Source organism: Steroidobacter cummioxidans, assembly GCF_003104955.1.
The window spans coordinates 187,581-210,081 of record NZ_LSRW01000003.1 but is presented as its reverse complement, the minus strand read 5'-3'; the positions used below and the strand labels follow the sequence as shown (position 1 = coordinate 210,081).

18 protein-coding genes are annotated in these 22,501 nt (G+C 61.5%); 10 read left to right on the top strand and 8 right to left on the bottom strand.

Annotated elements, in window-relative coordinates; translation table 11 throughout:
• Positions 1–288 precede the first annotated feature (288 nt).
• The 3 genes from D0550_RS02275 to D0550_RS02265 all read left to right on the top strand — a co-directional run bounded on the left by D0550_RS02275 (position 289) and on the right by D0550_RS02265 (position 2,914).
• Positions 289–2,067 carry an amidohydrolase family protein gene (locus D0550_RS02275; protein WP_116807470.1) on the top strand — a complete coding sequence of 593 codons (1,779 nt, stop codon included), beginning with the start codon at positions 289–291 and terminating at the stop codon, positions 2,065–2,067.
• Positions 2,068–2,144: 77 nt separating this feature from the next.
• Positions 2,145–2,573 (top strand): hypothetical protein, encoded by a 429-nt coding sequence (locus D0550_RS02270; protein WP_116807469.1) that lies wholly within the window; start codon positions 2,145–2,147, stop codon positions 2,571–2,573.
• A 17-nt stretch (positions 2,574–2,590) separates the two neighbouring features.
• Entirely contained in the window at positions 2,591–2,914 is a 324-nt protein-coding gene (locus D0550_RS02265) for a DUF2845 domain-containing protein (RefSeq protein WP_153067004.1), read from the top strand.
• Positions 2,915–2,977: 63 nt separating this feature from the next.
• On the opposite strand, the gene D0550_RS02260 is transcribed toward D0550_RS02265, so the two are convergent.
• Both D0550_RS02260 and D0550_RS02255 read right to left on the bottom strand, forming a co-directional pair.
• Positions 2,978–3,313: a DUF8200 family protein gene (locus D0550_RS02260; protein ID WP_153067003.1), complete on the bottom strand. Its 336-nt coding sequence runs from the start codon at positions 3,311–3,313 to the stop codon at positions 2,978–2,980.
• 441 nt (positions 3,314–3,754) lie between these two features.
• Entirely contained in the window at positions 3,755–5,473 is a 1,719-nt protein-coding gene (locus D0550_RS02255) for a redoxin domain-containing protein (RefSeq protein ID WP_116807466.1), read from the bottom strand.
• 221 nt (positions 5,474–5,694) lie between these two features.
• Between D0550_RS02255 and D0550_RS02250 the strand changes: the two genes are divergently transcribed.
• Positions 5,695–6,693, top strand: coding sequence for a hypothetical protein (locus tag D0550_RS02250; RefSeq protein ID WP_116807465.1), 999 nt, complete (start codon positions 5,695–5,697; stop codon positions 6,691–6,693).
• Positions 6,693–7,562: an alpha/beta hydrolase gene (locus tag D0550_RS02245; RefSeq protein ID WP_116807464.1), complete on the top strand. Its 870-nt coding sequence runs from the start codon at positions 6,693–6,695 to the stop codon at positions 7,560–7,562. The genes D0550_RS02250 and D0550_RS02245 overlap by 1 nt, the downstream gene beginning before the upstream one ends.
• A gap of 14 nt (positions 7,563–7,576) precedes the next feature.
• Here the strand turns inward: D0550_RS02245 and D0550_RS02240 are convergent, their stop codons facing one another.
• A complete protein-coding gene (locus tag D0550_RS02240) occupies positions 7,577–8,986 on the bottom strand; it encodes an amino acid permease (RefSeq protein WP_116807463.1) in 1,410 nt (469 codons plus the stop codon).
• An 83-nt stretch (positions 8,987–9,069) separates the two neighbouring features.
• On the opposite strand from D0550_RS02240, the gene D0550_RS02235 reads away from it, so the two are divergent.
• The gene (locus D0550_RS02235; protein ID WP_116807462.1) at positions 9,070–9,681 is read left to right on the top strand and encodes a nucleoside phosphorylase-I family protein; all 612 of its coding nucleotides are present in this window, start codon (positions 9,070–9,072) and stop codon (positions 9,679–9,681) included.
• Positions 9,682–9,685: 4 nt separating this feature from the next.
• Here the strand turns inward: D0550_RS02235 and D0550_RS02230 are convergent, their stop codons facing one another.
• Positions 9,686–11,509 (bottom strand): outer membrane protein assembly factor BamB family protein, encoded by a 1,824-nt coding sequence (locus D0550_RS02230; protein ID WP_161965593.1) that lies wholly within the window; start codon positions 11,507–11,509, stop codon positions 9,686–9,688.
• 344 nt (positions 11,510–11,853) lie between these two features.
• Between D0550_RS02230 and D0550_RS02225 the strand changes: the two genes are divergently transcribed.
• Positions 11,854–13,632, top strand: coding sequence for a beta-N-acetylhexosaminidase (locus D0550_RS02225; RefSeq protein ID WP_161965592.1), 1,779 nt, complete (start codon positions 11,854–11,856; stop codon positions 13,630–13,632).
• A 7-nt stretch (positions 13,633–13,639) separates the two neighbouring features.
• Here D0550_RS02225 and D0550_RS02220 read toward each other — a convergent pair whose 3' ends face one another.
• Complete coding sequence (locus D0550_RS02220; RefSeq protein WP_116807459.1) at positions 13,640–14,155, bottom strand: YybH family protein; 516 nt, start codon at positions 14,153–14,155, stop codon at positions 13,640–13,642.
• Between the two features lie 264 nt (positions 14,156–14,419).
• On the opposite strand from D0550_RS02220, the gene D0550_RS02215 reads away from it, so the two are divergent.
• Positions 14,420–15,040: a LysE family translocator gene (locus D0550_RS02215; RefSeq protein ID WP_116807495.1), complete on the top strand. Its 621-nt coding sequence runs from the start codon at positions 14,420–14,422 to the stop codon at positions 15,038–15,040.
• Here the strand turns inward: D0550_RS02215 and D0550_RS02210 are convergent.
• Complete coding sequence (locus tag D0550_RS02210; protein ID WP_206606046.1) at positions 15,037–17,547, bottom strand: TonB-dependent receptor plug domain-containing protein; 2,511 nt, start codon at positions 17,545–17,547, stop codon at positions 15,037–15,039. The genes D0550_RS02215 and D0550_RS02210 overlap by 4 nt on opposite strands.
• A 218-nt stretch (positions 17,548–17,765) precedes the next feature.
• On the opposite strand from D0550_RS02210, the gene D0550_RS02205 reads away from it, so the two are divergent.
• Complete coding sequence (locus tag D0550_RS02205) at positions 17,766–18,815, top strand: NAD-dependent epimerase/dehydratase family protein (RefSeq protein ID WP_161965591.1); 1,050 nt, start codon at positions 17,766–17,768, stop codon at positions 18,813–18,815.
• A 6-nt stretch (positions 18,816–18,821) separates the two neighbouring features.
• Here the strand turns inward: D0550_RS02205 and D0550_RS02200 are convergent, their stop codons facing one another.
• Both D0550_RS02200 and D0550_RS02195 read right to left on the bottom strand, forming a co-directional pair.
• Positions 18,822–20,114 carry a serine hydrolase domain-containing protein gene (locus tag D0550_RS02200; RefSeq protein ID WP_161965590.1) on the bottom strand — a complete coding sequence of 431 codons (1,293 nt, stop codon included), beginning with the start codon at positions 20,112–20,114 and terminating at the stop codon, positions 18,822–18,824.
• 185 nt (positions 20,115–20,299) lie between these two features.
• Positions 20,300–21,286 carry a DUF4394 domain-containing protein gene (locus D0550_RS02195; RefSeq protein WP_116807456.1) on the bottom strand — a complete coding sequence of 329 codons (987 nt, stop codon included), beginning with the start codon at positions 21,284–21,286 and terminating at the stop codon, positions 20,300–20,302.
• A gap of 263 nt (positions 21,287–21,549) precedes the next feature.
• Between D0550_RS02195 and D0550_RS02190 the strand changes: the two genes are divergently transcribed.
• Positions 21,550–22,488 (top strand): aldo/keto reductase, encoded by a 939-nt coding sequence (locus D0550_RS02190; RefSeq protein ID WP_161965588.1) that lies wholly within the window; start codon positions 21,550–21,552, stop codon positions 22,486–22,488.
• The last annotated feature ends 13 nt before the right edge of the window (positions 22,489–22,501 follow it).

The following is a 22,501-nucleotide window of genomic DNA, read 5'->3' as shown; positions in this document are numbered from 1 at the left end:
GGGAAGTCTTGGCGCCGAGCTAACACCTTGGCAGACTCCGTGCACTGCAAACCAGTCACGGAACGTCGAAATGCCTCGCCCAATGGCTTTGGTTGCTTTCCTTGCTGCAATCGTCTCTTTGCCAGCGCTCGCCGCCGAGACTCGCCACACCGTTCTCCTCGGCGGCAACAAGGCCGGTATACAAGTAGCCACCGTCGCCCCGACGGCACGCGCGAAGTCTCCTATGAGTTCACCGATCGCGGTCGCGGGCCGAAGATCACCGCTCGTATCAAGCTCAACGAAGCAGGCTTGCCGGTCTCGGTGCAGACTGGCGGCAACGACTATTTGAAGGCGCCTGTGAACGAGGCGTTCACGCTCGAGCAGAGCGTGGCGCGCTGGAAGAACGATGCCGAGAGCGGGGAGCGAAAGCTCACTGCGCCGGCATTTTATCTCAGCCTCCAAAGCGTACCCGAGGAGGGGGCGCTGCTCGCCAATGCACTACTGAAGGCGGAGGGGCAGAAGTTGGCGCTGCTGCCGGAGGGGCAAGCGGCGCTGCGACGTGGTGATGAAGTGACATTGCAGTCGCCCGCGGGCTCGCGACGCGTTGTGAGTTACGAAATCTCCGGTCTCGGTTTCGCGCCTGATACGATCTGGCTCGATCCGAACGGCGCCTTCTTTGCTTCGGTGAGTAACTGGTCCTCGTTCATCCTCGAAGGCTGGGAATCGAGCGTTCCCCAGCTGCTGGATTTGCAGAGCAAGCGCGCTAACGCTCGCATCCAGGAGAACGCGCGTGCGCTGACGCGGACCCCCAAAGGACCGCTCGCCATCGTCAACGCCAATCTGTTCGACTCGCAGACCGGCCAGTCCGTGCCAGGCTCGACCGTCCTCATCGAGGGCAATCGCATCAAGGCCGTCGGCGCAGACGGCAAAGTCGCCATTCCCGCCGGTGCCGAGCGAATCGATGCTCGAGGCCGGGCGTTGTTGCCGGGCTTGGCGGACATGCACGTGCATATCGGCGATAACGAGGGCATACAGCACCTGGCGGCCGGTGTGACGATGGTGCGTGACATGGCCAATGACGCCGATACGCTGCTGGACGCGAAACGTCGCATCGAGGCAGGCGAGGAAATGGGCCCGCGCATCTTCATGTCCGGCATCATGGAAGGGCCGGGCCCGTTCGCCGGCCCGACGAAGGTGCTTATCGACAATGAAGCCCAGGCGCGCGAGGCCGTCGATAACTACGCCAAGCTGGGGTTTCAGGGCGTGAAGATCTACAGTTCCATCAAGCCGGAGCTGGTTCCCGTCATCGCCAAACTCGCGCACGAGAAACGGCTGCACGTCGGTGGCCACGTGCCTGCAAACATGACGGCGCGACAGTTCATCGAGGCGGGTGCGGATGAGATGCAACACATCAATTTCGTGTTCCTGAACTTCTTCTTCGATGAAGTGAAAGACACACGCACGCCGGCTCGCTTCACCACCGTCGCGCAGCGCGCGTCGAAGTTGGATCTCAATTCGACCGAGGTGCGCTCCTTCGTGCAGCTGATGAAGGACAAGCGCGTCTCGCTCGATCCTACCGTGACGATTTTGTACACCATGTTTACCAGGCAGCCTGGCACCGTCGGGCCCGGGTATGCGCCGATCGCGAGCCGCCTGCCGCCGCAGATCCGGCGCTCGTTGCTCACCGGTGGCTTGCCGATTCCGAAAGGCAGCGAACAGCAATATCAGGCCTCGGCCGACGCGTTGTTACAAATGATCAAGCTGCTGTATGACTCGGGCATCACGCTGGTTGCAGGTACCGACAATCTGCCGGGGTTCACCTTGCATCGTGAATTGGAAATGTATGTCCAGGCGGGCATCTCAGCACCTGACACCTTGCGTATCGCGACATTGAACGGCGCGAAAGTCCTCGGGCGCGACGCCGAGCTGGGTTCTATCGCGCCTGGAAAATTTGCCGATCTGATTCTGGTCGACGGCGATCCAGCGCGACGAATCAGCGATATCAGAAATACCGATCTGGTCGTGAAAGACGGCAAAGTTTACGAGGTGGAGGCGCTCTACCGCAGTATCGGTGTGTTGCCGCGCTGAGGGCGGAACCGACCCTATGTCAAGTCCGTTTCGTTGCTAACTCACATCGGTAGCCCGTGCGAGGGCGGGAGTTTGCAATGTCGACCTTGAGGAACCATTTGTTGATTGCTGCGACTGTCGGACTGATGGCGCTCGGTGGCTGCGCCACGACTGGTGGCAGTTTGAGCAGTTCGGCGAGTCGTTTGGAAAGCAGCGCAGAGGCTCTGCGCACGCAGGCACGTAATGGCGATGCGCGCTCGAGTTTCCAGGGTGATGCTCGCGAACTGGCGGACGAGGCGCGTGATTTCCGCCGGACGGTCGAGGATCGCGATTCTTCGAAGGAAGATGTGCGCGAGGCTTTCAACGACCTGTCGAAACGCTATCATGCGATGAGAGACGAGGTGGAGCGCTCGCAGAGCCGGGAAGCGGAACGGGACTTCCGTCCGGTCACCGAGGCTTACCTCGACGTGGAGCGCGAAATGCGATCACGTGACAGCAAGCGCGATCGATATGCGAGCGACTACTAACCAGGCAGCGAAGCTGATTGCGTAACCGTCTATATCGCCTGCTTTGCCTTGCGGCGCTGGTGGCCCCCGGGGTCGCCAGCGCCGATTCCATGCGTTGTGGCAAATGGGTCGTCAACGAGTCCATGACCGTCGGCGAGTTGCTCAGCAAGTGCGGCGAGCCACAAAGCCGGGAGACCACCGAGGACGACGTCTACATGACCAGCGTCAACGGCGCGCGGGTGAAGACCGGGAAAGTGACGGTCACGGAGCGCTGGATCTATCGGGCTTCGTCGAGAGCGTTGCCGATGGCGGTCGTCGTCGTGGATGGCAAGATCATCAGCATCACGCGCGCTGACAGCTGATTTGCTCTCTTCAAGTGCGGCCGGGCTGCGCTGCCCGGCCGCACGCAACTCACATCGACTCGATCACTCGGCCTTGCCGGCGAGCTTGTTGCAGTTCTGGATGTCGCGCTTGCTCATGGTGCGACCGCGGCTCGTATAAGACGACAGCTCGCCCAGCGCTTCCGCCACCTTGCGGCACTCCTTCATGTACGAATCCAGGCTGCCGCGACGGTCGCCCTTGCCCTCGCACTGATCGCCTTCACAGCGCCACGTCACGCCGGAGACTTCCGTTTCGGTCGCAGCCGATACTGGCGTCACTAGCGTCGCCTGGGCGTGGTACGCCGGTGCCGCCGCCGAAACCAGATTGCTCATCGCCAGAGTGCAGACCGCCACCGCGCTCGCCATCGCCCACATACGCATCGTCAAATCTCCTTGCTTCACAACAGGTGCGTTCGAATGGGCCGCACTGTATGCAGCGCAAGAGAGCGAGCCAATGGATTTTTCAGCACGAGTGAAATGCCTCGCGCTCAGGAATGAGCTGCGCGTTTTGTGATGTATGCGCGCGCGCTAAATGTTTCTTTGCTGTAGGGAGGCGGCGTTTTAGTAGCTATTTTTCTCGGGCCGCACGCCTATGATGCATGGATTCACGGTGTTTGTGAAGAATGATGAAAGAAAGATTAGCACTGCAAGGTGGGGTAACGAGTCGCGCGCAAAATTCGCTGGTGGGCGACGGCGCGAATGATGCGTAAGAGAGCCGACGAGGTCGTTACGGCCGCAAAGAAATGTTGGCGAACGTAACGAAATATAACAGCGGGCGGGCAGAGCGAGCCGGGAGACTGCCCCGGCTCGCTGCAGTAAGGGTCAGGTGCCAGGCATCGAGGTGAACAGGTCGGATTGATTCGGCTCGGAGCTCTGTTGCTTCTGATCCTCCTTGACGTTCCGATAGCGAATCACACCGAACACCATCTCTTCCCAGGTCTGCTCGCCCCAGGTGACCTCACGGTTCGGGTCGGGGTTCGCCCTGTTCTGCACCGAGTTGTCGAACACCTGCGTGTAGACGATGCGGGTGCCGGCCGGGACGGTCAGAGGCTTGGCGAGGTCATAGGTCGACTGCCAGTTGAAGTCGTAGGTCGGAATGTTGATCAGCGTCTCCTCACGCCCATCCGGATAGTGCGCCACGAAGCTCGATGACTTGCCTCGGAAGTGCGCGTGCGGGTGCAGGCTGAAGATCACGGCATCCTGGTCGAACTTACGCTCGGCCTTCTCCACGTGATACTTGTCGTTCGGCGGAATCTTCAGCTTGGTGTTGACGAAGATCATGCTGCGGAAGTTGTACTTCGGCGGCGCCTTCATGAAGTACAGGCCCATGCGCGTCACGTCCGTGAGCACCTGACCGTTTGGCGTGTAGTGCACCTGGAAATGCAGCTTCGACTTCGCCGGTAGCAAGATGCCATTGTCCTTGGGCACCTGCAGCGGCTGCGCGCCCGGCACGTAGTTGTTCAAGCTGATGTTGCCGCGAATCTCGCCGCCTGCCGACGCGATGATGTGATGAAGCACCGCTCGCTGACCCGGCAGGAAATCGATCGCTCGCACCCAGACGTCGCGGTCCAGCGGATTGTCGAGCTTGATGTTCTGATACGGAATCGTGCCTGTGGCCGGCGTTGTGAATGGCGGTAGCTCGACGATCAGGTCCGGCTCGCCCAGCTCCCACTTCGGCCAGTCTTTCTTCTGTGCCAGCAGCGGGTCCGTTCCGGTGCCTCGCGGCGAGCCGGCTTCGATCCAGTGGACCAGCGTCTTTGCCTGCGCCGGGCTCAAGCCACGATCGTTGCTGAACACACCATAGTGCGGATCCGCATGCCACGGCGGCATGCGCTGCGTGCGCACGACTTCGCGAATCATTGGCGAGAAGCCACGGATCATGTCGTAGTTCGACATCTGCCAAGGCCCGATGCCGCCCTCGCGATGACACACCACGCACTTGTCCATCAGCAGCGGCGCGATTTCCTTTTCATAGGAAATGTTGGTGTGCGCGCTGCGCTTCTCTCGCTCCGGCATCTTGATCGCGCAGCCCTTGGCGGCTGTCGCGGCCGGGGCGGGCTTGCCTGCGACCACTGCATCGAGCGCACTGCTGATGCCGCTGGCGTCGCCGCGATAGGCGATCTTCCAGCCCTTGGGATTCAAGACCAGCACTTCGCCATTGTTGGCGAGATTGAGCGACTCGCCGACCAGCTGCGTGCCATCGAGCAGGATGGGTAGCTTGATGCCGGCCTGGTTCGCTTCCTTGACGACTGCTGGCAATGCATCGTTCAGGTTCGAATTGATCGCCAGGAACGCTACGCCCCGCGACTCATATTTCCCCTGCAAGGCCTGCACAGCGGTGGCGGCCTGACGGGACGCGTCGCAGCCATTGCCCTGCGCGAGCAGCACGACGGCCTTCATGTCAGAAAGATAGTGGAGCTCGTGGGAGACGCCGTGATGATCCGTCAGGCGAAAATTGTCCGCGACATCGGCCGCGGCCAGGACCTGAGGGCTCAGCAGAATCGACGAGAGCAGGAGCCCGGCACAATGAAAGTTGCGCATGTGAATTCCATTTAACTGGTTGGCCGACAAACTGAATTGGCGTTAGTTAGTCTGCTGCGGAGCATGCGCGCTGTCCACGCGCGGGCGGGCTCTAAATCGTGCGTGAAGGGGTTTCTTAATAAATCTTGTGTGTGTCTTGCGACGGGGTCGTGTTGACGTATCGATACAATTTCGCGACAGCTGCGTGCTACGTCACAAATCGACGCTCGACGAGGTGGGGGATGAACAAAGGACTGCTGAGCAGTATTGCCGTTGCGCTTGCAGTGGTAACAACAGCGGCGCACTCGGGAGAGATCGCGGGCCGCCGCTATCAGCCGCCGCGTCTCGCGGATGGCACGCCTGATCTACAGGGTGTGTGGACCAACGCCACGGCGACTCCGATGGAGCGCGCAGTAGAGCTCGGGATGCGCCGTGCATTCACCGATACAGAGGCAGCGGCAATCAGCAAAGCGGCGATCGCGGCAGTCGAGGCTGATGCGAAGCCGAGCGATCCGGACCAGAAAATCGAAGCGGCTGCATCGTTGCCGCCGGTCGGCAATTACAACTTGTTCTGGACCGATCGCGGCATGAGTGTGGCGCTCATCGATGGGGAGTATCGAACGTCGATGATCATTGAGCCGCTCAACGGCCGCGTGCCGCCGCTCACCGCCTCGGCGCAGCAACGAATTGCGGAGACGCGGGTAGGGCGTTCGAATGATGGACCAGAGGGGCGGGCGCTGGGCGAGCGATGTTTGCTGTCGTTCGGTTACGCGTCGGGGCCGCCGATGCTGCCGGTCATGTACAACAGCTACTACCAGATCGTGCAGTCGCCGGGCTACGTGATGATCCTGGTCGAGATGGTGCACGACGCGCGTATCATTCGCATCGATGACAAGCACGTGCCGGGCTCGGTGCGCAAGTGGATGGGGGATTCGATCGGTCACTGGGAGGGCGACACGCTCGTCGTCGAAACGCGCAACTTCCGCCCGGAGCAGAGTTTCCGAGGCTCATCGGAGCAGGCGGTGATCACGGAAAGATTTACGCGGGTGGCGGAGGACAAGATCGTGTATCGATTCACGGTCGATGACCCCGCAACATTCGCCGAGCGAATCACCGGTGAGCTGCCGTTCGTGCCGGCGAACGCGAACATCTACGAGTATGCTTGTCACGAAGGCAACTACGCGTTGCCTGGGATCTTGTCCGGGGCGCGTGAGGAAGAGACGGCGGCGAAGGCGGAGTAATGCATCAATCCAATCGAGTGTGGCGGTCTGTGTTGCTGGCGGCGTGCGCGCTATTGCTTTCTTCGGCAGCGTTCGCCAGTGAGGTCCTCACTCGCGAGTTCAAATCGAGCACCCTCGGCCGCGCATGGAAGTATGAGGTCTACCTGCCCACCGGCTACGAGACCTCGCGGCTGCGCTATCCCGTGCTGTACCTGCTCCATGGCAACAACGGTTCCGGCAAGGAGTGGATCCAGAAGGGCAAGGTGCAAAGCGTGGCCGACGGGTTGATCGCCAAACGCGAGATGCCACCGGCGGTGATTGTGATGCCGGACGCCGGCGTGACCTGGTACGTCGATCGTAAGGAGAAGATGGAAACGGCCATGCTCCGCGATCTGTTTCCCGAAGTGGAAAAGAACCTGCGCGTGTTGAGATCGCGTGAAGGGCGGCTGATCGGCGGCCTGTCGATGGGTGGTTATGGCTCGCTGCGCTTCGTGCTGAAGTACCCGGAGATGTTCGCGGCTGCGGCGTTGCTGTCACCGGCGATTTACGAGCCGCTGCCACCCCAGAACTCGAGTGCGCGGAAGGTCGGGACGTTTGGGGCGCCGGCGTTCGATGAGCAGGTGTGGAAGAGCTTGAACTATCCGGCGCTGTGGCAGGGCTATCTGGCGAAGAAGCAGCCGGTGCCGATGTATATCAATTCGGGCGACGACGATGACTTCATGATCGAAGCCGAGGCGACGAAATTATATTCGCTGCTGAGAGCGAATCAGCAGCCGGCGGAACTGCGCATCGTCGATGGCGCCCATACGTGGGCGGTATGGGGTAGCACGCTCGGCGATGCGATGAAGTACATGTTTCGGTACTCCGCGAAGCCGGCCTCCGCGGAGTAACGCCCGCCCCAAACCTACGCGCGCGCCAGTGCGCTCTGGTATCTGGCGTACACGAAGTAGACCAGGATGCCGATCGCGTTCCAGATCAGGAATGTCAATTTCGTCACGCCCGGCAGGCTCACGAACAAATACGCACACCCGGCGATCGCCGCCCATGCAACGACCGTGTAGGCCGGCGTGCGGAACGGTCTCGGTGCATTGGGCGCCTGGTTTCTCAGCACGAGCATGCACACCGCCACCGCGATGAATGCCACCAATGTCCCGGCGTTGGCGACCTCCGCAATTCGTTGCAGCGGCAGAAAGCCCGCGATGATGGCGACGATCACACCTGTAATCATTGTCATGAGCACCGGCGTCCCAGACTTCTCGCTGACGACGCTGAGCCGCTGCGGCAGCAAACCATCGCGCGCCATCACGAAGAAGATGCGCGACTGCCCATACATGAACGCCATGATCACAGTGGGCAACGCCACGATCGCGGCGAGGCCGATGAATTTCGCGGCGGCCGGATGATCCAATCCGCGCAACACCATCGCGAGCGGCTCAGGGCTGGCCGCGAGCGCTTCGGTGCGCGTGCTGCCGATCGCGGCAGCAGCGACAACCATGTAGATGAGCGTGCAGGCGAGCATGGAGCCGATGATGCCGATCTTCAGATCCCGGCCCGGATCCTTCGCTTCCTCGGCTGCGGTCGAAACCGCATCGAAGCCATAGAACGCAAAGAAGATCACGGCCGCCGCGCCCATCATGCCGTACTTGGCGCCGTCGATTTCGGTCGCGCCGAAGCCGTGCGGGGCGAACGGTTCGAAGTTACCTGCATTGAAAGCGGGAATGGCCAGCGCGACGAAGGTCGCGAGTGCAATGAGCTTGACGAACACGAGGATCAGATTGACCGTCGCGCTCTCTTTCGATCCCAATGCCAGCAATCCGGCAACCGCTAACGCAATCACGATCGCGGGCAAGTTGATCACGCCGCCTGCGGCGGGACCGGCCAGCAAAGCGTCGGGAATGCCCACGCCCAGCGCGCGAATGAATCCGCCCGCGTACCCAGACCAACCGACGGCGACGACGCTACAAACGACGGTGTATTCGAGGATCAGCGTCCAGCCCACGAACCACGCCGGCAATTCCCCGAGCGCCACGTAGCTGTAGGTGTAGGCACTGCCAGCCATTGGCATCATGGTCGACATCTCGGTGTATGCCAGCGCCGCGCAGGCGCAGACCAAGCCGGCGACGACGAAGGAGATGATGACCGCAGGTCCAGCCAGGCCAGCGCCGACGCCGATCAAGGTGTAGATGCCGGTGCCGACGATGCCGCCAATGCCCAGGCTCAGCAGATGCGGCCAGCCGAGCGTGGGGCGTAGCGTGCTGTGCGACTGCCGGGTGCTGACGGACTCGAGACTCTTGCGGCGGTTCCAGAAGGCCATGACGCTCCCCGTTGTTCGTGTGGCGACATTGTAAGGGCACAGCCGGGCGCTCGCTCACGCGTCGCTGCTATGATGGGGCGGCTATGACTTCAGTACACAACCAGGGCAATCCGGACCCGTTGCTGGTAATGGCGCTCCCACTGGAGAGTCAGGGCGTGTTCGAGCGCGCCAACATCCCAGTGTTGTATACCGGTATTGGCAAAGTGAACGCCGCTTACGCACTGACGAAGCGACTGTCCGAATACGTGCGCGCTGGCCGACCCATGCCGCAGGTGATCAACTTCGGCACCGCTGGCAGCCGGCGTCATGTCACCGGGTCGATCCTGGAGTGTCATATCTTCGTCCAGCGTGACATGGATGTGACCGGTCTCGGGGTGCCGCTCGGCGTTACGCCGTTCGAAGATGCCATTCCGTCCCGCCTGGAATTCCCGCGTCTGTTTCCTCAGCTGCCCGGCGGCGAGTGCGGCAGTGGCGACTCGTTTGTCATGAGCGAGATCGCCATGGAATGTGACGTTATGGAGATGGAGGCCTACGCGCTCGCCAAAGTGTGCTGGCTCGAACGCGTGGCTTTCACCGCTGTGAAGTATGTGACCGACGGTGCCGATCACGCCTCGGGCCAAGACTGGCACGCCAATCTGAAGCTCGCGGCGGATCAGTTTCTGCTGTTGTATCGACGTTTTCGCGGCGAAGCCTGAGCCGTCACGGCGATGAGGTTACCGGTGCCTGCTGGGCCTTCGGTTTGAATGCCAGCAGCACATTGCCGGGCATCTGGCCAAACAATCCATAACCCGAACTGACAAACACCATGCCGTTGGCCGCGACGATCGTGGCGTTGTCGATCGCGCCGCCGGTCGCGGGCACGCCGTTGAAAGTCTCGAAGCTGCGCGCCGTGTCGAACTTGTAGAGAAGCTCTCCGGTCTTCGCGTCGAATGCGTGGAGAAAGCCGTCGAGGCTGCCGCTGACGACCGCGCCGTCGATGACAGTGGGAGCGCCTGAGAAACCGATGTTGGTCGCGCAGGCTTTCACCAGCTCGGCGCGCTTGCCGGTGCAATCGGGCGTCGCTGCGTAGGTCCATTCAACCGCGCCAGTGTCGACGCGCACTGCGTGCAGGCCGGGCTTCTGCAAGCCATCCGTCTTCGCTGCCGAGGCATACGGCCGATTGATCGGCGCAAACACGCGAGTGCCGTCATAAGCGATGCCCCAGTGGATGCCGCCGAGCGGCGAGCCTTCACCGAAATCCTGACGCCACACCAGTTTGCCATCGCGATCCGGATCGAGCGCCCATACGGTGCCGGACTTCTGGCCGGCGAGGATCACATCTGAACCGTCGGCCCGCTGCGCGATGATTACGGAGGCACCGAAGTCGACATCGCGATGCACGGAGTTCTTCGGGCAGTTCAGCCCATCGCGATTGCGTGCGCACGCGGTAAGGAAGATGTCGTTCTCGGTGGCCTGGAAGGACCAGCGAATGCGGCCATCTTTCAGATCGATCGCCAGAATGGCATCGGTCGTCGGTGCTGCGGGTTCCGACGTCGCTTCGCCGGTGCCGACGTAAAGTACGCCGCGTTTCGCATCGATGGCCGGTGAGTTCCAGATCGGCGCGCCCGAAGGACCGTAGATCATCTTGCCGTCGCCGCGATCGCGCACCGGCTTGGCTTCTGCCATCGTGTGCGTGGTCCAGATCTTTTTGCCGGTCATCGCATCGAGCGCGGTGACTGCGCCGTGCGTGCGACAACATTCATGATCGTCATTGCCGCCGAGTGAGATCTCATATTGTGAGATGGGCACATAGATGCGATCTCCATGGATCGCCGGCGTGCCAGTGGTCAGCGACAGCGGATACAAGCCGACGGACTGGATCCACACCAGTTGGCCGGTGGCGGCGTCGAGCATGTGCACCTTCGAGGCGACGTCGCTGAACACGATCACCTTGCGACCATTCGGCAGCTGGCCGAAGGCTGCGCCGGTTCGTAGCGGAGTTTCATGGGAGTAAACCCACTGCACGCAGGGCGCGCCTGAGATATCGATTGCGAACGCACGCTGCGCATCGGCGACGGGCAGGAACAAGGTCGTGCCGACAATCGCGGGTTGCGAGCGCATCTGTGTGGCTTTGGGAAATCCCATCGCCCAGGCCAGCTCGAGATTGCGCATATCGGCGGTGCGCAGCCCGGTCTGCGCGGCGGTGAGGTGCCGATGATTCTTGAGATCGAAGCCGAAGCCGGTCACCGTCGCGGGCGCATCGAGCTTCACCTTGCGGCGCTCGGCTGAGCACATCGCTGTCGTGAGCCACTCATCGGAAGTGGCTTCGCGGCCGACCAGATAGTCGATCACCGCGGCCTTCTGCGTGGCGTTCAGGGCCGACGCCTGGACCTTCATCTTGCCTTCGTTCAAGGCATACAGAATGGTCTGGTAACGCATCGCCTTGAGCGTATCCAGGGACGGTGCGCGCGTGGCTTCAGGATGGTTGTGGCACGCGGCGCAGTTCTGCTCGTAGACCGCCTCGCCCGGATTGGGTGTTGCCATCGCCGCCTGAGCACGGGCCAGGGCGGCCGTCTCGGCAGTTACGGATTTCGCACTCTCCTGCACCTGTGCTGAGGCGCTTGACAGGGCCAATGTGCCGATCAGTGCGGTCCATGTTGAACGTGCGACAGTCCGAATCGCGGTGTGCGCAAGCATCTTATTGATCCCCCGTTGCAGCCACTATTAAAGTCGCGCCCCGGCGTGGTCGCCACATAAGATTTGTGTGCAGCCACGGTGGGCATACCTCCTGCATGAGGATGGCGGAGTTAACAGTTCGCCATTCGCAGTTCGTCAGCCAGTCATGGCTGAGTCTCAAGGTCGAGGCGTATGGCGAGGGAGGAAATATAATGATCGGCCGTCTGGTCGCTGTCTTTTCGCTATTGTTTTGCCTGGCTGCTGGCGCGCTGGGCGCCGAGCGTGCTGCCGAAATATCGCTAGTCCCCTGGCCGGCGAGCGTGGAGCCGCAGGGCGGCTCGTTCACGCTTGACCGCGAGACCCAGATTGTCTACGACGGCGGCGACGCGCGGGTGAGCGCAGTCGCGCACTACTTTGGTGAGTTGATCGAGAACACGCGCGGTTTGCGCCCCGCGATCGTTCAGGGTTCTGCCGAGAAAGCGCCGAAGCGGTCCGTTGTCTTTACATTGGGCGGCGCGGCCGGCAACGGCCCGGAAGCCTATCAACTCGACGTGACTTCCAAGGCGGCCCTGGTCACGGCGGCCGACCCGCGTGGCTTGTTCAATGGTGCTGTGACGTTGTGGCAGCTGGCTAGTCTGCAGTCCACGGCCGCGCAGGAAGTGCGTATTCCCGGTATCCGCATCAACGATCAGCCGCGCATGCGCTGGCGCGGTCTGATGCTGGATTCGGCGAATCAGTATCAGTCGGTGGCGTTCATCAAGCGCTACATCGATTTCATGGCGCTTCACAAGCTCAATGTGCTGCATTGGCATCTGGTCGACGAGCGCGCGTGGCGGCTGCAGATTCCGAAATATCCCAAGCTGACCGGCGGGCTCAGCTCCTATTCGGCCGACGATGTGCGCCAGGTGGTCGAGCACGCCGCGGCCCGCAACGTCATGGTCGTGCCGGGGCTCGAAATGCCGGGACACGCAACCGCCGCCGTGACGGCTTATCCGTCGCTGCGCGCCGCGGACTCGCCGGGCGCCAGCACCAATCTCTACAACGTCGAAGAAGAAACATTTGCGTTCTTCGATGCCGTGATCGCGCACCTGGCCTCGCTGTTCCCAGCTGAGTACATTCACATTGGCGCCGGCGATGTGTCCAAGGATCAATGGAAGCAATCGAGCGGTGTGCAAGCACGCATGCGCGAGCTGGGTATCGTCAACGAAGTCCGCCTGCAGCGATATTTTTTCGAGCGCATCAGCGAGCTGACCAAGAAACAGCGCCGCCGTATCGTCGGCTGGGATGTCATTTTCGGCGGCGGCGTGCCGACGGACTCGGTGATAATGACGGCGCGCGGGCTGGACGGTGCGTTGGGCGCGGTCGCATCCGGTTACGAAGTGATCGTTTCGTCCTCGAATCTGCTGAGCTTCGATCGTCCGCAGAGCGGGGCGCTCAACGAGCGTAGCACGTCCGGAGATGTGCTCAGCCTGGGCGATGTGTATCGGTTCGATCCGGCCCCGGCCGCATTGTCGGCACAGGACCGCGGCCGGTTGATCGGCGTGCAGGCCAACGTGTGGAACAGCGCCGATGGCAACGAAGAAGCCATCGAGCTGATGACGTTCCCGCGCGCGGCCGCTTTGGCGGAAATCGGCTGGACGCCCTCAGCAGAATTGCGCTGGCCCGACTTCCAGCCGCGCATGGTCGCAATGATGGGACGCTACTCGCGTCTTGGTCTGCGTTACAGCGACGCGGCATTTCGCGCCACCGCGTTCAAGCGCGGCGAAGCGGGTGGGCGTATCGCGATCGAGCTCGCCAAGCAAGTGCCGCTCGGCGAGATTCGTTACACGATCAACGGTACCGAGCCGACGGCCAAGTCAGCCGTCTACAGAGATGTGTTCGAGGTGCCGCGTGCGACTCTGATCAAGGCGGCCGTGTTCTACAACGGCGAGCCGCTTTCACGAACCACCGACATCGATGTCAACCTCGACATCGCCGGTGGCTCGATGTAGTCACCGCTCAACCGGTGCCGTCCGTCTCTGTCTCTGCCGCCTGCGCGACGGAGATGGAGACGGTCGTCGGCTCCGTGACGACGGTGTTGTACATCACGCGATACAGCTTCCAGCCCTGGCCACGATTGCGCCACACGTGCATGTACTTGCCTTCTTCCACATCCGAGCCGCGTCGCACATCGCGCACTCGGTAGTGTCCTTGCTCGATAGCGATATCTTTGCGCACCAGGCTCATGTCTGCCTCGGTGTTGAATGACACCACGGGCGTCATCTGATCCTTGAGAAATGCCGAGATGTTGTCGCGACCGGTGATGGCCGCGCCACGCTCCGGCAGGATCTGCGCTTCATCGTCGAACAGCACCATGACGGCGTCGAGATCGTCCGCATTGAACGCCTGCTCGAAGGCCTGGACGACGGATTTGGGTAATGTTTCGCTGCGCGTGCTGCAACCGCCCAGCGTGATGCTCGCTGCGACCGCGCCCAGTGTCAGTATCGTGCTCGAGAAATAAACCAAACGCTTCATGCCTATTCCTCCTATTGCCCTCTGCCACCACCATGGGATCTACCGCACCGCGAATGCGTCCCTGGTCATTCGGGCGCGGAAGAATATATTTGCGTGGCCAGGGAGTCATCACCGGATATCCCATAGTGGTTTGGTCACATGGCTGCAAGAAACCTCTGCTGACGTCTGCGCGAAGCGGTGATTCGGGTTATGCTCAATACGTGGTTGATGCGAATGCGATGGCATCGATCGCAATGACAAATGTTTTGGCGCAAGGGAGTCGTCATGTCTTTGTACGGGCTGTTGGTGTTTTCCGCGGTGTATATGCTGGCGGTGGCTTCGCCGGGTCCTGGTGTTGCCGCGGTAATTGCACGATCCCTGGCGAAAGGTACGCGCGGTGCGCCGGCGTTCATCGCGGGCTTCCTGGTCGGCGATCTCATCTGGTTTGCATTTGCTGCAACCGGTCTCGCCGCACTCGCACAGAGCGCGCACGCGGTGTTCGTCGTGGTGAAGTATGCGGGCGCAGCATACTTGCTGTACCTCGCGTACAAGCTGTGGACCGCACCGGCCGCGCCGGTGTCCGATGAAGGGCCTGAGATGGAAGAAGGCCAGAAACCGATGCAGCTGTTCCTGGGCAGTCTGGCGTTGACGCTGGCCAATCCCAAGACGATGGTGTTCTTTCTGGCGCTGCTGCCGACCGTCGTGGCGCTGGAAAAGTTGACGCTGCTCGGCTTCGCTGAAATGGTCGTGGCGATTTCTATTCTGTTGCCGACGACGCTCGGCGCATACGTCTTGCTCGCTGCTCGTGCCCGCCGCGTCTTCAAGAGTGCGACGGCGGTACGCAGAATCAATCGTGGCACGGGTGCCGCGATGGCTTGCGCCGCCGTCGCAGTAGCTACGCGCTAGAACGTGTAGTTCACTCTCCCATAGACGAACCGGCCGGAGCGACCGAACGGCGAGTAGTTCGAGAACGACTGCGTGCCGGTGAGGTTGTTCTGCGGCGGGTAGGGATCGGGATACTCGTCCGTCAGGTTGTCGGTACCCACCGCCAGCTTGATGTGGTCGGTGATCGCGAGGCGCGCTTCCACATCCACCAGCGTCTTTGGCGACAACGTGAAATCCAGTGCGGGATTGGGATCCGGAGCAAGCACGTCGCCGTAGCGAGTGGCGCGCAATGTTGCTCCCCAACCGCGCAGCGCCCAGTTGATGGCTGCTCCGTACTTGTCAGCCGGCGTGCCTTTCTCATAGCTCAACACATTGAAGCGGCCGAACAGCACCGGCGGTGTCGGCAGCGCCGACAACTGCGGTGTCGTCGGGACCTTGGTGACATCGGTGGAGTTGAAGTTCGCCGTCAAGCGTGAAAAATCAAAAAAATCGCCCGGCCGACTCCGTCGAACCAAGGGAATAAGCTCAACGACGACGTCGACGCCTTCGGTCGTGGTATCGACGCCGTTGATGAAGAAGCGTCCGCCGCCGATGCCGACGAAGCCCAGGCCCGTGAGATAGGCCACGACGTCGGGCGACGTGAGGTTCTCCGAGAGCACGATGCGATCGTCGATGTAGATGCGATACGCGTCGACGGTGACCGTGAGATCGCCGAGGCGCGCGACTGCACCCAGTGAGTAGTTCAACGACTCCTCCGCATCCAGCGGTTGTGCCCCCAATGCGATCGCCGCAGGGTTGTTGACCGGGAACGTCGCGATATCGAACGGCTGGCCGCTGATGAAGTTGGTGGATGTGGTCGAGAAGTACTGCTGCTGCAACGAGGGCGCCTTGAAGCCGTTCTGGACCGAGGCGCGTAGCGCGAATTGTGGAATGAAGTCATAACGTAACGATAGTTTGCCGGCAAGATTCTCACCGAAGTCGGAATAGCTCTCGCCGCGCAGCGCCACTGAGGCCAGGAATTGCTGGGTGACGTTGGCTTCCAGGTCGACGTAAGCGCCGACAGCGGTGCGATGTTCGTCGACTTCATTCTCTGGCCGGAATCCAGGGAATACCTGCGCGCCCGACTGCGTCGGAAGGCCGGTGGGCAACAGCACGCCGCCATTGCGATATGAATCCGGCTCGCCCGCGTGAATGCTGAATGTTTCTCGCCGTGCCTCGACGCCGACGGCGATGTTGAGCGGGGAAGCAAAGCCAACCTCGACGGTACGCACGCCGGACACGTTGAAGGTCAGTTGATCGTAAGCGAAGCCGCCGGAGTCGAACGTCGTCTTGCTGGCCGGGCCGAGCGAACGGTTCAATGAATGCTCGACGCGAAAATCCATTTCGTTGCGGCCGTAAACGAATGACGAGTCCATGTTCCATACGCCCAGACGCCAGCTCACGCCGAAAGCCGCCGAGAGGTCCATGACGTCGGGTGCGATCAGCGGCAGATAGCCGTCGGGATAGATTTCGATGACGTTGCGAGGGTCGCCGGCAGGTCGATAAAAGCCCGCCGACACCGCCTCGCGATCCTGCCAGCTGGCCCAGCCATACATGGTCGCGCCGCTTTGCACCTGGTACTCGGCGTTGACGAACACCGTCTTCTGATTGAGCTCGGGCTCGCCGTACCATGAGTTATAGCGGTTGAATGTCGTCTCGCGTGGATCGAAAGCGCCGTTCACCAGCGGATACTGTTGACGCATGTCGTAGCCGCCGCGCTCGGTGTGCTCCTGATCTCTATATTCGGCGGCGACCACCACCGAACCGGTCTTGCCGATCGGCAGGCCTTTCCACGCAGAGACTATCAATGTTTCGCCATCGGACCGGTCACGACTGCGCCCCGGCGGCGACGTGTAATTCGCGCCGGGAGGAGGGGCGCCCACGAGCACGTCGTAAGTGGTGTCGCGCCAGCCATAGGTCACACCGGCATCGCCGCCATCGTTGGTATTGCGCAGTCGTAGATTGATCACGCCGGCGATCGCGTCCGACCCGTACTGCGCCGAGGCGCCGTCACGAAGCACTTCAACGGACTGAATGATCGCATTGGGAATGGTGTTCATATCGACTGCGGTCGAGCCGCGACCGATGGTGTTGTTGATGTTGACCAACGCCGACTGATGCCGGCGCTTGCCATTCACCAGCACCAACGTTTGATCGGGCGCGAGACCGCGCAATGTCGCTGGACGCACCGTATCGGTGCCATCGGCGAGGCCGGGGCGGGGGAAGTTAAATGAAGGCACTATGACCGAAAGTGCCTGACTCACTTCGGCGACGCCGATATTTTGCAATTGTTCGCCGCTGACGACGTCGACCGGGACCGCGGTGTCCAGGGCCGAGCGATTCGCGACACGAGTGCCGGTGACCACGACCTGTTCGAGCTCGGCATTGCCGGGCCCCGCGTTCTGCGCCATCAATGGCACGGCCATGGCCAGCGCAGGCAGGCTGGCAAGCCAGCGAAATGAGCCGCAAGAACCGTTGTTGTTGTCCATATGTAACTCCGGAACGATGGGCCAGCGCTGGGATGTAATATGCCTGTGAGCAAATGGCAACGGAAATGTTGCGGCATCGCGCTGAGCGACTCAGCCTGAATGGTTCAGAAAAGTCGGCAAGCTGGGGAACGTACATACGCATTCGCGCATTTGCCTGTGTTGCATATAACTTTTGCAAATGCGTCTCTAACAATATCGGCGGATGTATGCGGATTTTCGTGACTGGTGCTACCGGCTTCATCGGCGCGCATTTTGTCGAGCGCGCTTTGGCGGAGGGCCATGATGTCGTGGGCCTGTACCGCAGCGACGGACCCAAACATCGAGCGGTTATTGAGCGGTTGCGTGCGCATGGGGCGTCGCTCCGGCACGGCGATGTGCTGAATCCCGAATCGTTTGCCGACACGCTGCGAGGCGCAGATTGCGTTTGTCACTTTGCCGCCGCGTTTCGCGAGTCCGGCGCCGATGAAGACTATTTCAAGCGCATGAATGTCGAGGGTACGTCGAACGTGGCGCGAGCCGCCGTTGCCGCTGGAATCAAACGATTCGTCCAATGCGGGACCGCAGGCATCTATGGTCAGCGTGTCGCCGGCACTATCGACGAGAGCGCACCGATCCGCCCGTGGAACGGTTACGAGCGCAGTAAGCTCGCCGCCGACGAGCGGGTTCGGGAGATCGCCACCGAGGCCGGCATGGAATTTGTCATCCTCCGGCCCACCGCAGTTTATGGGCCGCGTGACGAGCGGCTGTTGAAGCTGTTCCGCTCGGTGCAGAAGGGGCGGTTTCCGCTGTTCGGGCCGGGCGATGGGCGCCGTCACATGATCTACGTGACTGACCTCGCCGATGCGTTCCTGCGAGCGTGTACGGCGCCGACCGCCGTGAATCAGGAATTGATCGTGGCCGGCCCGAAGGCCGTGCCGCTGCGTGAAATGTTACAAACTATTGCTCGAGTCGCGAACCGTCCTGCGTTCGGACCTCGCCTGCCGCTGAAGCCGATGCTGGCGCTCGCGGCAGTGGTCGAGGACACGTGCAAATTGCTCAAGATCAATCCGCCGATCTATCGCCGGCGGATGGACTTCTACTTGAACGATGCGGCATTCGACTCGCGCCAGGCACAAACAGTGCTGGGTTGGCAGCCCAAGGTAGATCTTGCCGAGGGTTTCGCCGCAACGCTCAGCGCGTTGCGGCACGAACGAAGCGGCGCCGCTGTGACGGTGGCGCAAGCATTTGCATTTTTCTCATTGATCTCGTTGCTCACAGCCGATGCTTAGTCGCTGCTACTGAGGCAGCAGCGACTGATACACCAGGTTCGCGAACTTCTCGCGGAAGTCGGTGCCGTTGGGCATGAGCTGAATCATCAGCACGACCACCAGCCCCGAAGTGGGATCGACGCGATAGTTGGTCCCGTAGGCACCGCCCCAGCCAAACGCGCCCGGCGCCTCCATGCCGCTGGCGCCGAAGCGCTCGACCGTCTCGAAGCCAAACCCGAAGCCCATATCCGGCTTGTTATAGATGTCGCCGATCTGATTCGTGGTCATCAATGCGACGCTGCGCGGAGCGAGAATGCGAACGTTGCCGAGCGTGCCACCGTTGCGGAGCGCTTCGAGGAAGCGAGCATAGTCTTTAGCGGTCGAGAGCAGACCGGCGCCGCCGGCGAAGCTCCTGCGAGGTCCTTCGACGTAGTGACCTTGTCCTTTCGCATCGTTCCCGGAACGCGCGATCTTGCCGTTCGAGCCCGTTCCATAGACGGCCGCGAGCCGGGTGCGCTGATCCTTCGGCAGGAAGAAGTTCGTGTCCTTCATGCCCAGCGGCTGGGTGATGTTCTTGCGCAGGTATTCGTCGAGCGGCATGCCCGAGGCGCGCTCGACGACGCAGCCGAGAATGTCGGTGTTGTAGCCGTACACGAATGCTTCGCCCGGTTGGGCGACGAACGGCAACGAGCCGAGCCGCTCCATGGTCGTGCAGATCGGCTCGTTCTTATCGGCGGTGTACCAGCCGATGCCCGCAGCCGGGCCGAGCCCTTTGGCGCGGTACTGTTCGGCGATCTCCGGGTTGGTGCCATAGGAGATGCCGGCCGTGTGAGTCAACAGATCGCGCAGTGTGATGGGGCGCTTTGCCGGCACGCTATTGCCGTTCACGAGCACCGTGGACTTGGCGAACTCCGGAATGTATTTGCTGACCGGATCGTTGACCACGAGCTTGCCCTGTTCCTGCAATTGCAGGATGGCGGTGCTGGTGAGCGCTTTAGTCTGCGAGGCGATCCGGAAGATGGTATCGGGGGCCATGCGAGTGCCGGCTTCCTTGTCGGCCCAACCGGCGGCATGCTCGTACACGGGCTGGCCATTTTGCAGGATCAATGCCACTGCGCCGGCGATCAGATTCTCATCGACGTACTGCTGCATCAGTGTGTCGATGCGAGCGAGCCGTTCTTTCGAGAGGCTGGTTGCGGCGCTGACTTGCGTCTGTGCGCCGTTGAGCGCGGTCCAACTTTCCGTTTGCGGTGTCTCGGCGAACGAAGCGTTGCCGAGCAGAGCCGCCAGCAATGTCGTCGTCAACAGCTGCGTGCGCATTGATTGTCCTTGTAACGGTCCCGAAGATGAACGGACCGCAATGATCTTACCAATCGCACATATAAAAAAGAGCCACCGCCGCGAGCCCCGCGACGATGGCTTCCGGGAAAGCATTTGTTGGGTCGGTGGCCCAGAGTTCGCGTCGGCGTCCAGGCCCGGATTCACCAGGAATTCGAAATTGTGAGTTACGGACGCGGCACGATCGCGATGTCGAACACGCCACCGGTGAGCGGTGCGGTCGCGCCGGGCAGGGGCGCCGGCTGGCCACGCTTCACGACCACTTTCTGCGTTCTGCCCAGGGGCAGGTTCGGATCGATCTGGGACAGATCGATGGAGAACAGCAGACGCGTGGTCTGGCCGACCAGGAAGTTGGTGCCGTTCGAATCGGTATAGATGTCGAAATCGGTGGTCGGCGACATGTTCAGCGCGTTGCCGTACTCATCGACGAACGGTCCGATGGTCTGCAACAGACCGCTGCCGGTGTTGGAGCTGCCGGTGGCGTTCTTGTTGGAAATGGTCACGAGCGTGTCCAGGTCGTGATCGACCATGTAGAACAGCGTGGTGGTCGCGCCGTTGAAGTTGTTGGTGTACGCGCCGCCGACGATCTCCGGATCCTTGCCGAAGTTCACGTCGCCCTGCGCGTAAGCGAGTGTGGTCTGGACCGCGGTGGTGTTCAGGTTGCCGCCGCTCGCACCGTTCACGACCGCGAGGTTCTGATCGTTGCTGCCCACGATGCGCAGCGCATTCAACACGGGATTGAAGTCCACCACCGCGCCGAAGCCGCCGCTGAAGCGCGGATTGACCTGGCTGACCTTGGTGGTCGCGCCGAAGTAACGCGTCGACAGGTCGATGGCGTACAGACCGCCGCGATCGGTCAGGCCATACAGCTGACCGTCGGCGGGACGGAAATCGATGCCGATGAGATTGCCGCCGTCGGATACGTCGACGCGGCCGCCGCGCACATACTGACTGGCGCCGGGCTTGAGGATGTACAGCGAGTTATCGCTGGTGAGTGTGTACAAACGTGAGTTGGGCAGCGTCACACCCTTCGCGATGCCGCTCGTTGCGACGGCTGCCGTGGTTGTGTTCTGCGCGCTCACGATCGTTATGCCGAGCAGCGACGTGGCCATCGCCACTGCGGCCCATGCCGCTGATGTCCTTGTCGATCTCATGACTTTCCGGCCTCTGGTAATTGCATGGAGCTGCACTGCTCTCGAGGCCAATATTCGGTAATTCTGCGGCGATCGGATGCAGTGTTACGGCGCTGTTATTGACAGCATTCGTCTGCAGACGTCATAAACGCACTCCACCTGCACCGTTCAGTTTGTCTGCCTGAGGTCAGCAGGACGTCAGCCGGACGTCAGTTTCAGGTCATGGTGAGGTCAGTGGAATTCGTCAGTGTGATTCCCTGAGGGGATCGTTCTCGGAGGTGGTCGTGAATTCAGTGTTGACGCGTCGTGCGGTGCTTCAGAGCGGCATTGCCGCGGGCGTTGGGATTGCTCTGAGCGGTGCGATCGCCGAAGCCGCGGACAGCTTGCCTGCCATCACCAAGGTCATTCCGTCGACGGGTGAGAAGTTGCCTGTCGTGGGTCTGGGCACCAATCAATACAGCGTCACTGCGTCCGACGAGATCGCCGCCCGCCGCGAAGTGCTCGATAATTTCCCCAAGCTCGGCGCGAAGGTGATCGATACCGCGCGCGGCTATGGCGAATCCGAAGTCGTCATCGGCAAGCTGCTCAAGGAGCTGGGCAATCGGGATCAGATCTTCCTCGCCACCAAGACGCTGATTCGCGGCGAGCCGACCGCGGGCGATGGTGAGCTGGAGCTCGCGCTACAGCGCTTGCAGACCGATCGCATCGACCTGCTGCAGATCCATAACTTCAACGCTCTCGATAAGCTGTTCCCGAAGTTGCAGGAATGGAAGCAGGCCAAGAAGGTTCGTTACATCGGCATCACCACGTCGACCGACGATCAATATCCGCTGGTGCTCGATGCGCTCAACAAGTTGAAGCTCGACTTCCTGCAGGTCGATTACTCGATCGACAATCGCGGCTCCGAAGAAAAGATTCTGCCGCTCGCGAAAGAGAAGGGCGTCGCGGTGCTGACCAACGTGCCGCTCGGCGGCCGTCGCGGCAGCGTATTGACCAAGGTTGCGGGCAAGCCGCTGCCGGCTTGGGCGGCCGATTACGATGTGACCAGTTGGGCGCAGCTATTCCTGAAGTACAACATCTCGCACCCGGCCGTGACCGCCGTGATTCCGGGCACGACCAAGATCACGCATCTGAAGGACAACCAGCTCGCCGGTCGCGGTCGCCTGCCCGACGCGGCCGGTCGCAAGAAGATCGAGGAGCTGTGGGCCACGGTTTCGGCGTGACCCGTTGGCAGGC